Below are 12,861 nucleotides of genomic sequence, written 5' to 3' on the forward strand. Positions count from 1 at the left end.
AGCGGCGCACGACTCGCACGGCGCACGACTCACACGGCGCACGACTCGCACGAGTCACACGAGACGGGAGTGACCACGCCCATGCCGCACATCAGAGTCGACTACTCGGCCTCCCTGGAGGACGCCTTCGACCGGCGGGGCTTCGCGCTCGCCCTGCACCCGGTGGTGGCCGACACCGTCAGCACCAGCGTCACCAACTGCAAGTCCCGTTTCCGCCGCGCCGAGGACACGGTCGTGGGCGACGGCTCCGGCGAGGGCGCGGTGATCCATGTCGCGATCCGGCTCGCACCCGGCCGTACGGACGAGGTCAAGGGGCGGCTGACGGAGGCCGTCCTCGCCCTGCTCCCCTCCCACGTGAAGCCGGTGGAGGGCCTGACCGTGCACCTCTCCGCCGAGGCGCACGACTTCGAGAGGTCCTACCGCAGGCGCTGAGCCGGCACCTGCGGCAGCGCCCGCACCGCCGGCAGCAGCGCGCCCAGCCGGCCGATGAGGTCGCCCAGCGGCCCGTCGGCCGGCTCGTCCGCGAACATGCGGACCAGCAGGGCCGCCATCTCCTCGTCGTACGCGGCGCTCACCGCCGCCAGCGCGGCGAAGTCGTGCACCAGCTGGAGCTCCAGCTCGGTGCGCGGGATGCGGCGCCCGTCCAGCCACAGCAGCGCCGTCGACTCGGCGAGCGACACCCAGGACCGGACGACCAGCTCCAGCCGGGCGGGTGGGTCGGTCACGCCGAGGTGGGCGAGGATCTGCTCGTACGCCGCCTGCCGCACCTCGTCGATCATCGCGTGGGTCGTGGAGACTGTGCTTGCTGAGCAGGCTCCGCCTGCGGGGACGGCCGGTCCGCCGCGCATCAGCGCCGCGAAGCCCGGCCCGTGGTCCTCCACGAAGCCGAAGAAGCGCCCCATCACGCGCAGCAGCCGCGCGCCCAGCGGCCCCTCGTGCGGCTCCTCGAAGCTGGCGGCCAGCTCGTCCGCCGCGCGCCGCAGGGCGGCCTCGTACAGGCTCTGCTTACCGGGGAAGTAGTGGTACACCAGCGGCCGCGAGATGCCCGCCGCGGCGGCCACCTCGTCGATCGACACGTCCTCGGGGGAACGGCGGCTGAACAGCTCCAGTGCCACACCGATCAGCTGGTGTCTGCGCTCCTCGACACCCATCCTGCGGCGCACCCCGGTCGTCATGCCGAACAGCGTAACCGTCCCTTCGAACAGTGCCCGCTACACCTTCCGTTACGCTGCCGGGCATGAGCCTCTCCGACGAGGAAACCGCGCCCGCCCCCCACGCCCCACGGCCCGGACTCAGCCCGCGCCAGGCGCGGCGCCTGCGGATCGCCGCCGCCTCCGTCCTCCTGGTGGCCATGGCGGTCGTGCTGGTGCTGCGGCTGGCCAGCCGCACCTCCGTGCTGGTGGTCGGCGTGTACGGACTGGCCATGATCCTCTGCGGCGTCGTGATCGAGCTCAGCCGCAACGGCCGCACCCGGCTCGGCACCTGGCTGCTCGGCACCGGCCTGCTGGCGGCGCTGGCCGCCGACTGGCTCCTGCTGCCCTGACCGGACTCAGAGGTCCAGCACCAGCCGTTCGCCGCGGCAGCGCGAGACGCAGATCAGCATCGAGTCGTGCCGCTCGTCGTCCGTCAGCAGCTCGTCGCGGTGGTCGACCTCGCCCTCCAGCACCCGCTGCTGGCAGGTCCCGCAGAACCCCTGCTCGCACGAGTACGACACGTGCGGCACCTCCGCGCGCACGGCGGCGAGCACCGACTGGTCCGCCGCCACCGCCACCGTACGGCCGGAGCGGCGCAGTTCGACCTCGAAGGCCCCACCGCCCGCGGCGGAGGCGCCGCCCGGCGCGAACCGCTCCAGATGGAGGGTGACGCCCTGCGGGAGGACGGCGGCGACCGCGTCCATCAGGCCGTCGGGGCCGCAGCAGTAGACCTGCGCCTCCCGGGGCACGTCCGCCAGGAAGGAGCCCAGGTCCGGCAGCCCGGCCTCGTCCTCGGCCACCACCGTGACGTCCCCCAGCCGCTCCAGCTCCTCCAGGAACGGCATCGTCGCGCGCGAACGCCCGCAGTACAGCAGCCGCCAGTCCGCGCCCGCCGCCCGCGCCGCGCGCACCATCGGCAGCACGGGCGTGACGCCGATGCCGCCGGCGACGAAGACGTACGACTCCGCGGGGACCAGCGGGAAGCGGTTGCGCGGCCCCCGGATCTCGACCTCCGTGCCCTCGTGCAACTGCTCGTGCACCTCCCGGGAGCCGCCCCGCCCGTCCTCGATGAGCCGGGTCGCGACGGTGTACGTGTCCGGGTCGGCCGGGTCGCCGCACAGCGAGTACTGCCGCACCAGCCCCGACGGCAGCACCAGGTCCAGGTGCGCGCCCGGCTCCCACGGCGGCAGCCCGGTGCCCTCCAGCCGCAGCTGGACCACCCCTTCGGCGGGCGTGCTCCGGCCGGTGACCAGCACGCGGCGCCGCACGGTGGACGCCCGGCGTCCCCGCCCCGAGACGGGCTCCTCCAGGGCGGGCAGCGGCCACAGCGGAGCCGCCTGGATGCGGCGGCGCACGGCCCGCCTCACCAGCAGCGCCGCGCCGGTGGCGAGGACGACGGTACGCAGACGGGGTGGCATGGCTCAGTGACCTCCGGGGGCGGCGGGGGCGGCATGGGCGGCGCCGGCGGCGTTGGATGCGTTGGCGCCCGGGGAGGAGGCGAGGTAGGCGACCGCCTGGGCCGTACTGCCCTCCTGGGAGGGGTGGTAGGCCCGGCTCAGGTAGCGGGGTATGGAGCGCAGCATGTCCGGGGTCGACGGCAGGACGCCCTGCCGCCCGCGCCGGACGAAGTCACCCAGCGTCGCCTTGCCGTCGAGGAGGGAGGGGTCGTTCTCCATGAAGAACCGCACTCCGCGCTGCCACAGGAAGACCAGCGCCGAGAACGCCGTCGCCCACGTGCGTACGCGCCGCCGGTAGCCGCCGTCGACGTGCAGGAACAGCTCGAAGGCGACCGCGCGGTGCTCGACCTCCTCCGCGCCGTGCCAGCGCAGCAGGTCCAGCATCACCGGGTCCGCGCCGCGCCGGTCCAGCTCCTCGGCGCCCAGCACCCAGTCGCCGAGGAAGGCGGTGTAGTGCTCGATCGCGGCGATCAGCGCCACCCGCTCCATGAGCCACCACTGCCGGGCCTTGCCGGGCGGCAGCGTCCGGTCCCCGAGGAGCTTCTCGAAGAGCCAGTCGACCTGCGCGGTGTACGGGGTCGGGTCGAGCCCCAGCTTCTTCAGGTGCGGCAGCACGTCGTCGTGCGCCTGCGAGTGCACCGCCTCCTGGCCGATGAACCCGATGACGTCCGCGCGCAGCCGGTCGTCCCGGATGTACGGCAGGACCTGCCGGTAGACGTGGATGAACCAGCGCTCCCCGGCCGGGAGCAGCAGGTGCAGCACATTGATGGTGTGGCTGGTGAACGGGTCGCCGGGAACCCAGTGGAGCGGGGTCTCCTCCCAGTCGAAGGAGACCTTCCGGGCCTTCAGCTCGATCCGCTCCGACGATCCCCCTCGGCCTTCGGCCGGGGAGGCACCCCCAACCACCGCCTGCGTATTAGACATGGCGTCAATGTACTGATGGGTACGCCGTCGGCAACAGGGTCGTGCACGCGATTGTTCGGAGGACCGTTCGAGGGAGCCGCGGGCACGCGCGAGGACGGTTCAGTGCAGGCTGTTGATCCTCGTGCCGTCCTGGAGCCGCGCGCCGAGCTCGACCCGCTCGGCCGGCTTCCCCTTCACCGCCACGGCGAGCAGCCGCTCGTCCGCCGCTCCCGTCACCGCGCCGGAGACGGCGATCGACGCCACCTCGGGGCTCCCGGCCGCGACCATGTACCACTGGCCGGCGGGCGACTTCCACAGCGCGCCCGCCAGGACGTGCGGATCGCGCGCCCCGCACGCCGGTGAGTCGTCGGCCTTCGCGACGACCGCGCCGGCCGTGACCGCGCCCGCGTGCGGCTCGGACGATCCGGTGGCCTCGGGCGCCTGGAACTGGGCCAGCACCTTGCCGCCCGTACCCCGCCAGGTCTCCGCGCGCGTGCACAGCCACCGCGCGGTGCCGCCCTCGGCGGGCAGCTCCTGCTGCGCGAACCGCCAGGAGTTCACCGTCCGCACGCCGTGCGAGCGCACCATCGGCAGGAGGCAGGCCGTACGCGCCCACTCCGCGCGCGCCGCGTCGTCCGTCACGTCCACCGGAGCCGACGGCGGCCCCGAGGTGAGCCGGGCGGGGGTGAGCTCGCCGAGGTCGGTCAGTACGCGCGTGGTCACGCCGTCGCGCACCTCCAGGGCGTCCCACGTGCGGCACTGGCTCGGCGCGACCGGGCTGAGCATCGGCTTCGTCACCCCGTCCGCGTCCCGCTCCAGCGGACGCGCCGCCTCGGCCGGCTTGAGCAGGTCCCGTACCGCCACATCCCGCACCCAGGGCGCCGTCAGGTAGCGGACGTTGGCCTTCGTGCGGCCCACCACCAGGGCGCCCGCCGAGGCCGTGTCGGCGCCGTCCGTACGGACGAAGTCCAGCGCCGCCCCGGCCGTACCGTCCGTCGGCTCCGCGTACCGCACCACCCGCAGCCCGTCGTGGAACAGCACCACCCGCGCCTGGTCCACCTCCCCGGCGAACAGCAGCTGCGCCGGGCCCATCGGCGGCCCCGGCGGCGTCCCCGGCGCCGCGGACACCTGCACCGTGTGCCCGGGCCGCGCCCACACGGCGAGGGCCCGCCGCAGCAGGGCGGTGTCGTTCACCAGCCCGCCGCGCGCGGGCCACACCGAGAAGTCCGTACGGGCGGAGCGCTGCCACATGGCCGGGGCCACCCGGCGCAGGTGGGCCGGGTCCAGCGCCGCCTCGGAGACCGGGTTGCGGGCGTACGCCGGAGCCGCCGCGCCGTCGGGCCCCCAGCCCTCGCCCGGCAGCCCCAGGAGCGCCCCGCACACCACCGCGGCCGCCAGGGCCGCCAGCGCCGCCTTGGCGTGCTGGCGCCGCCGCATCAGGTCCGTCGGCCGGGCCTGGAGCGAGCACGGGTCGAACTCGGGCGACTCCAACAGGGCGGCCGCGCTGATTTCCCCCGGCGCCTCGACGGTGTCCGCCTCGGCGAGCGCCGCCTCCGGGTCCTCGACGCCGGCGGCCTTCAGCACCCGGCACGCCTCCGCGTCGCCCTGCCGCTCCACCCCGCGCAGCACGTACGCCGCCCGGCCCGGCCCGGACAGCGCCGAGAGCCGCTGGTCCAAGGCCAGTTCGTCGGCGCCACCGGAGCGCGGGAACAGCCGCAGGCCCCACACCTGGGGCAGCAGCGGCGGCAACTGCGCCCGCTTGGGCCACGCCCGGCGCCTCAGCGGCAGACCCGCCTCCAGCGCCTGGCGCAGCACCTGGCCGCGTACGTACGCGTACCCCGGGTCGACCGCGTCGTCGGCCGTCCGCCGCTGCCCGGGCATCGCGCCCCGGCCGCCGGGGGAGCGGCGCCGGGGCAGCGCGCGCTGCACGAGCGCGTGGGCGGTCAGGACGCGGCGGTTGCGGCCGAGGGAGGGCGGCAGCACCAGATAGGCGATGCGGACGAGCCGGGGGTAGTGCTCGACGAGCGCCGCCTCGGCCTGTTCGACGTCGACGGGGGCGGGGGTAGCCAGTTCCTGGGTGCTCACGTTCAGCAGAACGAGCGAATCCGGGGATGGTCACCTGGCGCCCGTGTCCCCCGGACGCGGTCACCAGCCCGTCAGTCCGCTGAACTCCACCGTGCCGCGCGCCCCGCCGCCGTTCCCGGCGGTCATGAACAGGCCCGCGTCCTGCACGGCCGCCGCGCCCGGCACGCGCACCGTGGCGACCGTACGCCACGTCGCGCCGCCGTCCGTGGAGCAGGCGCCGGTGTACGCGCCGCCCGCGCGGGACAGGCGCAGCAGCACCGGGGCCGTGACGCCGGTGATCCGCCGGTAGGTGTCCACGGCGCCGTCGCCGTCCGAGTCGTACGTCAGCGCCACGCCGTTCCCGGGGGTGACCGCCAGGTTGAGGAAGCCGGTGGAGCGCGGCGCGGTCAGGGAGTCGCGGACGGCGATCCCGGCCCGCGCCCAGGGGCCGGTCGCGTCCTGCGCGTCCACGCGGACGGTGAGCGCGCCTCCCTCCGCCAGGACACCCTCCCTGTAGAGGGCGCCGAACTCGGCGGTGGACCTCCACAGGTCCGCGCCGCCGCCGTTGATCGCGTACCGGTCGCCGAGCTGCCCGAAGACCGCGCCGTTGGTGGCGTACGTACGCCACGCCGCGTCCGGGAGGGGCCCGGCGACGTACAGGTCGCCCCGCTGGACGGCGGTGACCGGCTCCTCGCCCTCGGGGCCGTACGTCGTGCGCAGCTCGTAGGGGAGCGGCTCGACGGGGGTGGAGAGGGGGCGGGCGGGGGCGGTGACCTCCCAGGAGACGTGTCCGGTGCCGGCGGGCGGGACGGGCGGCAGCTCCAGGGGCGGCTGGTCGCCGAAGCCCGTGAGCGCGAAGCCGACGCGGCCGGTGGCGCGCAGGCCGTTGACGTTCCGGAAGGCGGCCGTGAGCAGCGCGGTGCCGCCCGGGCGCAGCGCGGCGGGCTCACCGGAGACGGTGACCGCGCCCTGGTAGGGCGCGCGGGCGAGGACGTCATGGACCCTGCGCGCCGTCGCGTACGGATCGTTGCGGGGCCGCACGGGATAGGTCTTGGCCCCGTGGGTCCACGCCTCCTCGACCGCGTACCAGTCGAAGGTCTTCGGGGCGCGGCCCTGGGTGAGGGCGTCCTCCAGGTCGTCCAGGTACGTCTGCCACTGGGGGAGGTGGACGTCGGCGATGAGGCCGGACCAGTCGCGGTTGGCGTAGTTGGCGAGGCGCCCGCCGTCGGCGGTGGGGCGGTCGGCCCAGGTGGTGACGAGCACGCGCGCGGTGCGCTCCAGCCCTTCGCGGCGCGCGTCGGCGAGCCACGGCCCCAGCAGGAACGCGTGGTGGGAGCCGGTCATCTCGTCGCTGAGCCGCATCAGCCGCAGCCACAGCCGGGACAGGGCGCGGAAGGTGTCCGGGTCTTCGCGCGTGAACGCCGCTTTCAGCTGTCCGATCAGGTGCCAGGAGCGGTTGGCGAGGACCTGCCGTCCCAGGTCGGTGAGGTCGTGGCGGTACGCGTCCGAACGGCGCAGCGGCTCCCGTACGGCGAGCAGCGCGGCGAAGGCCCGGTCGAAGCCGGCGGGGTCGAAGGCGGGGGAGTGGGTGGCGTAGTGGGCGCCCGAGCGGGCGTCCAGGGAGGGGCGGGCGGCGAAGACGGAGTCGTGGGGCCGGCCGTCGCGGCTGGTGATCCGGTACGCGGTGTCCCGCAGGACCGCGAACGCCTCGCGGGCGTGCGCGTCCCGGCCGCCGTAGCGCAGGTCCGCGTACGCCTCGAACCAGCGGGCCCGGTCGACGGGCTCCCGCCGCCAGGCGAGCTCGGAGAAGAGCTCCAGGGCGGCCGGGTCGCGCTCGGCGGCCTCCGGCATGTACGCCGTCCCCGCCAGGGCGGAGCCCGGCTTGTCGCGCCAGGCGGTGAAGCGGTCGGCCCACACATGGGCCTTGGCGCCGAGGGTGGTGCGGCCGCCGAAGTTGGGGATGGTGCCGAAGGCGTACGGGGCCCCGCCCCAGTCGTGCTCGCGGTCGGTGACCGCCTCCAGGTCGGAGAGCCCGTCCAGGACCAGGACCTTGGTCCTGTCGAGCGCGTCGAGCAGCTCGCGGCGCGGGTTGGCCTGCCAGCCGAGGATCATCCAGAGCGCGCCGGGCCGGGCCTCTTGGAGAGCGGCCTCGACGGCCCGGGCGGCGTCCGGTACGGGCACGTCGCCCGCCGAGCCGCCCTCGTGCAGCAGGTCCATCTTGAAGTGCCGTACGTCGCCGAAGAGCTCGGCCTGGTGGCGGTAGAACGCCGCCGCCACGCGCCGGAACGCGGGCGTGCGCGGGTCCAGCCAGTCCGGGCGCCTCAGGCCCGCCCAGACGCCCTGCGGGACGGTGCGGGCGCCGGGGTTGCGGGCGGTGAAGCCGTCGGGGACGGTGCCGAAGTACCCCGGCAGGACGGGGGCCATGCCGAGCGCGCGCAGCCGGTCCGCGATGCGGCGGCCCAGCGCGGCGCGGCGGGCGATCAGGCCGGGATCGAGCGGGCCGCCGTACGCGCTCATGTTCTGCAGCAGCCACCAGGGCTGGTGCGAGGGCGCGGGAAGCCAGGCGCGCGCCTCGGCGTCCGTGTACCCGAAGTCCATGAGCAGCCGGTGGTAGACGGCCTCCTGGCCGACGGTGACGAGGACCTCGTTGAAGCCGTGCAGGGCGAGGACGTCGATGAGCCGCTCCCAGCGCGCCCAGTCGGCGTACGGCGCGGTGTAGCCGTCGTGCGTGTCGTTGAAGACGAACCGGTGCGGGACGGTCGCCTCGTGCGCGAGCGGCTCGCGCGGGGGCGGGAGCGTACGGGGGAGGCGCAGCTGGGAGCCGGACCAGGAGAGGTGGGCGCCGCACACGTACTTCAGGTACCAGTGGACGCCGGTGAGGAGGGTGGCGGGGCTGGTGCCCGCGACCTCGACGCGGGCCGCGCCGGGACCCGGTGACCCGGTGACGCGGAAGCGCTCCGGGCCGCCGGTGAGGTGGCGGAGGCGGAACTGGTCCGCGTGGTCCGGCAGGAGCCGCGCGAGGGCGGCGCGGGCCGGCGCCGTACGGCTGTCGTCCCGCGTCCCGTCTCCCGCCCCGTACGCCATGGCGTGCTGCCCGTTCCCGGCGAGGGCGGCGCCCGCGCCGATCGCTCCGGCGGTCCCCAGCAACGTACGTCTCGACACTCCGGCCACGGCGCTCCTCCATGGTGCTGACGTGCCATCAGATGCGTGAGGGTCGCACGTTACCCCGGGTTCGCCCCCGGAACAGGGGTGCGAACCGGCACGATGGCCAGATGCGCACGGAACGACGAACGCGTACGCGTACGCGCACGGCACGGGTGGCCGCGGCCGCCCTGATATCCCTGACCCTTCCGCTCCTCGCGGCCTGCGAGGCGGAGAGCGGGACCGACGCGGCGCCGCCGACGGCGCCCACGGCGACGGGCACCCTGGAGCAGCTCGCGGAGAAGGCCGCCTGCGAGCCGGACATCTCGACGGACGCGAAGGAGCTGCGTCAGGCGACGTGTGAGACGAAGGACGGCAAGTACGTCCTGACCACGTTCGCCACCGACCGGGGCCAGCGCGAGTGGATCAACGAGGCGAACGACTACGGCGGCGCCTACCTGGTGGGCCGCAAGTGGGTCGTGTCGGGCGACCAGAAGGTGGTCACAGCACTGCGCGGCCGGCTCGGTGGCGAAGTGGAGACCGGTGCCTCACACGGAGGGCACGAAGGGTCCCACTCGGGTCACCACGGGAGCTGACCGCGCAGGGAAGGGGTTGACGGATCAGATGGTGATCGGCGTGATCACCCGTCAAGTGATCACGCGCAACGGCGACCGCCGTTGATGCAGTTCACCATCTGGTTCATCAGCCTGCTGTTGAAGACGTTGATGAAATCTCCATGGTCGGTGATCGGCTTGTGGAGCTGCTCGGGGAACGAGTCGACGGCGAAGACCGTCCCTTGCGGCACGTCGTAGACGATGCGCTGCACGAGCTGCGGAATCGCCCGGAAGCCCCGGGGGCACTGCCCGTTCGCGTTGGCGAAGGCGACATGCGTGCGGTGGTTCGCACTGTCGGTGTTCCGGCCGTCCCAGCAGCTCTGGAATTTGAACGTGCGTACCACCTGGCTGCCCTGCGGGCAGATCGGGTACTTGTCCTTGAGCTGGCGGTTCTCGAATCCGGTACAGCTCCAGGACGCGTTCGCATTGGCGTCACCGTTCGTGAAGGCCTTGGCGTCGCCGGTGATGATGCGCAGGAAGCGCGGCATCGGGGACACCTTCGAGACCGGGCTGCCGACGAAATTCATCGTGACCTGGGAGGGCGTCAGGATTTCGCCGACGTTCTGGTCGTTCCCGCCGCCGTCGGCATTGGCGTCGTTCTCGTTCTGTCCGTTCTGCAGGCGCAGCACGGGCCAGAAGTAGGTCGACTTGTCGCCTTGGTTACGGCAGGTGGTCTGCCCCCGGGCCAGGTCGGCGTCGCTCGCGAAGGCGTCGTTGGCCTGGTTGCCGACGTAGTCGTGCATATGGTGGGCGCCATTGCTCACGCCCGGCGCGACGATGACGTTGTCCGGGTTGAACTTGCCGTTCTCGTTGCGGCCGCAGTCGGTGACGAAGCTGCCGCGAGAGGCTCCGCTCAGCTGGCGCGGGGTGCGGACGTTGGGCTGGACGGACTGGATGTCGACGAAGTCCCCGGCGACGGGCCCGTTGCCGGCCTGTCCCTGTCCCTGTCCCTGGCCTTGGCCTTGTCCTTGGTTCTGGTTGTCGTCCTGGCCGTCCTGGCCGTCTTGTCCCTGGTTCTGATTCTGGTCCTGGCCGCCACCGCCGCCGAACGTACTGGCGTCGTCCGCGCGCAGCGTGCAGGGCGCCATGCTCTGCAGCCCCTCGGGGCGGTCCGCGTTCCGGCCGATGGCGACGGTGATCCGTTCGATGGCGGCCAGCCGCTTGTCCTTGAGCGGATTGAGAATGGCGTTGTCGGCGAACCGGGGATCCTGCTGGATCCGTTGCTTCTCCTCGGCGAACCGCTGGTACGCCTCGGTGATCTGGCTGTCCATGTTCGCCAGTTCCCGGTCCACCTCCCCCCGTGCTTCGTCGGGCACCTGGGGAAGGCCGTTGGCGACTTCGGGGCAGTCGATGGTGGAGATCTGCTGCCCGGCGTTGAGGGTGTTCTGCCGCTGGGGTGGCGGGCTGGACCAGCTCTCACCCGCGGATGCGTAGAAATTGGCCGCTACCAGCCCACCCCCGCCCAGTATCAGGGCAGCCGAGGCGGCGATCGCCCGGTTGGCCAGTGTCGAGCGTTTTCGTGTGCGTCCCATGGAACTCCAATCCCGGGAGGGGAGAACCGCTCCGTTCCATACGGAAGGCGCGTGCGGCCCGTTCAGCCCCTGCCCGGGTTCGTAGAAATCCACATCCGCAAAGGGTGCGTACTACTCCAGCCGTGCCGGCTTCTTCACCTTTCCAGCCCCAGCACCCCGGCCTCCTGTTCCGGACTCAGCCCCACCTGCGCCCGGTCGGGGCGCTGCGGCGCGGCGCCCCCGAGCGCGCACAGCCACGCCCAGGTGTCGTCGACCGTCTCGGCCACCGGCCGGCACCGCAGCCCCGCCGCGAGCGCCTTCGACACATCGGCGCGGTGCATCGCGTCGTGCAGCTCGCCCGGCGGCGTCCAGACCGGCAGCTGCGTCCAGGGCTCGACGCCCGCGCCGGCGATCGCCTCCGGTTCGGTCCAGCGCAGCTCGGCGTCCGCACCGGTGGCCCGTACGCAGGCGTCCAGCAGCCCGCTCATGGTCGTGTGCCCGGACGGGGAGACCAGGTTGTACGCGCCCGAGAGCCCCCTCTCCGTGGCGTCCAGGGTCCACTCCGCCAGGTCGCGCACGTCGATGTACTGGAGCGGCAGGTCGCGCGGGCCCGGGGCCAGGACCGGACCGCCCCGGGCGATGCGGCCCAGCCACCACGGCAGGCGGCCCACGTTCTCGCCGGGCCCGAGGATCAGGCCGACCCGCACCAGCAGCGTCCGGTCCTCGCCGAACGCCCCGAGCGCGGCCAGCTCCCCGCCGCGCTTGGCTTCGGCGTACGGCACGTCCACCGCGTCCGGGGACCCCTCCACCAGGGGCCCGTCCTCAGCGAGCCCCGGCGCCGGGGGCCAGGCGTACACCGAGCGGCTGGAGACGTACACGTACCGGCCCGCCCGCCCGGCGAGGAGCCGCGCCGCGTCCCGTACGGCGACGGGCGCGTCCGTCCACGTGTCGACGACCACGTCCCACGGGCCGGCGTCCGCGAGGGAGGCGAGGCCCAGCCCGTCGGGCGCGGTGCGGTCGCCGAGCAGCGCGCTCACCCCCGCGGGCGGCTCGTGGCGGCCCCGGTGGAACACCGTCACCTGCCAGTCCCGGGCGAGGGCCGCCTCCGCCACCGCGCGCCCCGCGAATTCCGTACCACCGAGTATCAGAAGTCTCATGACGGCGACTCTGCCGCGTGGGCCCCTGCACTGACCAGCGGTTCCGCTGCGGGAGGAACATCGCGGAAGACGGCACTCCGGCCCCCCGGGGCTCCCGCCCGCGGCGCGGGGGTGGCAGCATGAGCGGACCATGACGGAGCCCCGGTCGCCGTTGCGCGCCCTGCGTGCCGCACTTTTCGCGGCGGTGTGCGTGACCTTGGCCGCGGTGGGGCATTCGTCCATGTCTGCGCACGACATCCCCCTGCCCGCGCTGCTCGCCGCCTTCGGCGCGACGACCGCCCTGGCCTGGCTGGCCGCGGCCCGCCGCAGGGGGGCGACCTTCATCGCGACGGGCCTCCTCGGCCTCCAGGCCGCCCTGCACGTGACCTTCGGCGCGGGCCGCCCGCACGGCCACGGCCACGGCTACGGCCACGGCCACGGCGGCATGGAGATGAGTGACGCGGGCCGCGGCACCCTCCTGGACGCCGTCGGCCTCGGCGGCGCGTCCGCCGGGATGCTCGCCGCGCACCTGCTCGCCGCGGGCGTCTGCGGCCTGTGGCTCGCCCGTGGCGAGGCCGCGTTCTTCCGGCTCGCCCACGCCGTCGGCGCCCTCGCCTTCACGCCGCTGCGGCTGCTCCTCGCCCTCGCACGGCTGCCCGAGGCCCCGCGCCCGCCGCGCGGCGCCCGCCCCCGTCCCGTACGGGGGCACCACGGCGTCGTCCTCGCGCACAGCCTGTCGCGGCGCGGGCCGCCCGCGCTCGCCGTACCCCGCGCCACGGTCCCCGGAGCCGCGCTCGTCTGACCTGGGGGCCGCTTCCCCCTGCGGACAACGCAGACAACGC

General features: G+C 74.2%; 11 protein-coding genes. 4 read left to right on the forward strand and 7 right to left on the reverse strand.

The window, feature by feature from the left end; all coding sequences use genetic code 11:
- Positions 1 to 81 precede the first annotated feature (81 nt).
- Positions 82 to 432, forward strand: a complete 351-nt coding sequence (locus AB0A69_RS02035) for a 5-carboxymethyl-2-hydroxymuconate Delta-isomerase (protein WP_361414311.1) — start codon at positions 82 to 84, stop codon at positions 430 to 432.
- Here AB0A69_RS02035 and AB0A69_RS02040 read toward each other — a convergent pair.
- Positions 417 to 1,175 (reverse strand): TetR/AcrR family transcriptional regulator, encoded by a 759-nt coding sequence (locus AB0A69_RS02040; protein WP_361414313.1) that lies wholly within the window; start codon positions 1,173 to 1,175, stop codon positions 417 to 419. The two genes, AB0A69_RS02035 and AB0A69_RS02040, sit on opposite strands and share 16 nt — an antisense overlap.
- A 62-nt stretch (positions 1,176 to 1,237) precedes the next feature.
- Here AB0A69_RS02040 and AB0A69_RS02045 point away from each other — a divergent pair, with 62 nt between their 5' ends.
- Entirely contained in the window at positions 1,238 to 1,543 is a 306-nt protein-coding gene (locus tag AB0A69_RS02045; protein ID WP_361414315.1) for a hypothetical protein, read from the forward strand.
- A gap of 6 nt (positions 1,544 to 1,549) precedes the next feature.
- Here the strand turns inward: AB0A69_RS02045 and AB0A69_RS02050 are convergent, their stop codons facing one another.
- From AB0A69_RS02050 to AB0A69_RS02065, 4 genes are all read right to left on the reverse strand, one after another.
- A complete protein-coding gene (locus AB0A69_RS02050; protein ID WP_361414317.1) occupies positions 1,550 to 2,611 on the reverse strand; it encodes a PDR/VanB family oxidoreductase in 1,062 nt (353 codons plus the stop codon).
- Positions 2,612 to 2,614: 3 nt separating this feature from the next.
- Positions 2,615 to 3,574 carry a metal-dependent hydrolase gene (locus AB0A69_RS02055; RefSeq protein ID WP_361414318.1) on the reverse strand — a complete coding sequence of 320 codons (960 nt, stop codon included), beginning with the start codon at positions 3,572 to 3,574 and terminating at the stop codon, positions 2,615 to 2,617.
- Positions 3,575 to 3,673: 99 nt separating this feature from the next.
- A complete protein-coding gene (locus tag AB0A69_RS02060) occupies positions 3,674 to 5,647 on the reverse strand; it encodes a hypothetical protein (RefSeq protein ID WP_361415161.1) in 1,974 nt (657 codons plus the stop codon).
- Positions 5,648 to 5,698: 51 nt separating this feature from the next.
- A complete protein-coding gene (locus AB0A69_RS02065) occupies positions 5,699 to 8,788 on the reverse strand; it encodes an alpha-N-acetylglucosaminidase (protein ID WP_361414320.1) in 3,090 nt (1,029 codons plus the stop codon).
- A gap of 101 nt (positions 8,789 to 8,889) precedes the next feature.
- On the opposite strand from AB0A69_RS02065, the gene AB0A69_RS02070 reads away from it, so the two are divergent.
- A complete protein-coding gene (locus AB0A69_RS02070) occupies positions 8,890 to 9,354 on the forward strand; it encodes a hypothetical protein (RefSeq protein WP_361414322.1) in 465 nt (154 codons plus the stop codon).
- A gap of 59 nt (positions 9,355 to 9,413) precedes the next feature.
- On the opposite strand, the gene AB0A69_RS02075 is transcribed toward AB0A69_RS02070, so the two are convergent.
- Both AB0A69_RS02075 and AB0A69_RS02080 read right to left on the reverse strand, forming a co-directional pair.
- Positions 9,414 to 10,904, reverse strand: a complete 1,491-nt coding sequence (locus tag AB0A69_RS02075) for a DUF1996 domain-containing protein (protein ID WP_361414324.1) — start codon at positions 10,902 to 10,904, stop codon at positions 9,414 to 9,416.
- Positions 10,905 to 11,038: 134 nt separating this feature from the next.
- Entirely contained in the window at positions 11,039 to 12,040 is a 1,002-nt protein-coding gene (locus AB0A69_RS02080; RefSeq protein WP_361414326.1) for an NAD-dependent epimerase/dehydratase family protein, read from the reverse strand.
- Positions 12,041 to 12,260: 220 nt separating this feature from the next.
- On the opposite strand from AB0A69_RS02080, the gene AB0A69_RS02085 reads away from it, so the two are divergent.
- On the forward strand, positions 12,261 to 12,821 hold the full coding sequence (locus tag AB0A69_RS02085) for a hypothetical protein (protein WP_361414328.1): 561 nt from the start codon (positions 12,261 to 12,263) through the stop codon (positions 12,819 to 12,821).
- Positions 12,822 to 12,861: the final 40 nt, after the last annotated feature.

It is taken from the genome of Streptomyces sp. NPDC045431 (genome assembly GCF_040646655.1).
In the GTDB taxonomy this organism is placed as follows: Bacteria; Actinomycetota; Actinomycetes; order Streptomycetales; family Streptomycetaceae; genus Streptomyces.

Coding starts and splice junctions, on each gene's coding strand:
- AB0A69_RS02070 (WP_361414322.1), top strand. CDS start 8,890: ATGCGCACGGAACGACGAACGCGTACGCGTACGCGCACGGCACGGGTG.
- AB0A69_RS02050 (WP_361414317.1), bottom strand. CDS start 2,611: ATGCCACCCCGTCTGCGTACCGTCGTCCTCGCCACCGGCGCGGCGCTG.
- AB0A69_RS02035 (WP_361414311.1), top strand. CDS start 82: ATGCCGCACATCAGAGTCGACTACTCGGCCTCCCTGGAGGACGCCTTC.
- AB0A69_RS02040 (WP_361414313.1), bottom strand. CDS start 1,175: ATGACGACCGGGGTGCGCCGCAGGATGGGTGTCGAGGAGCGCAGACAC.
- AB0A69_RS02055 (WP_361414318.1), bottom strand. CDS start 3,574: ATGTCTAATACGCAGGCGGTGGTTGGGGGTGCCTCCCCGGCCGAAGGC.
- AB0A69_RS02075 (WP_361414324.1), bottom strand. CDS start 10,904: ATGGGACGCACACGAAAACGCTCGACACTGGCCAACCGGGCGATCGCC.
- AB0A69_RS02085 (WP_361414328.1), top strand. CDS start 12,261: ATGTCTGCGCACGACATCCCCCTGCCCGCGCTGCTCGCCGCCTTCGGC.
- AB0A69_RS02045 (WP_361414315.1), top strand. CDS start 1,238: ATGAGCCTCTCCGACGAGGAAACCGCGCCCGCCCCCCACGCCCCACGG.
- AB0A69_RS02080 (WP_361414326.1), bottom strand. CDS start 12,040: ATGAGACTTCTGATACTCGGTGGTACGGAATTCGCGGGGCGCGCGGTG.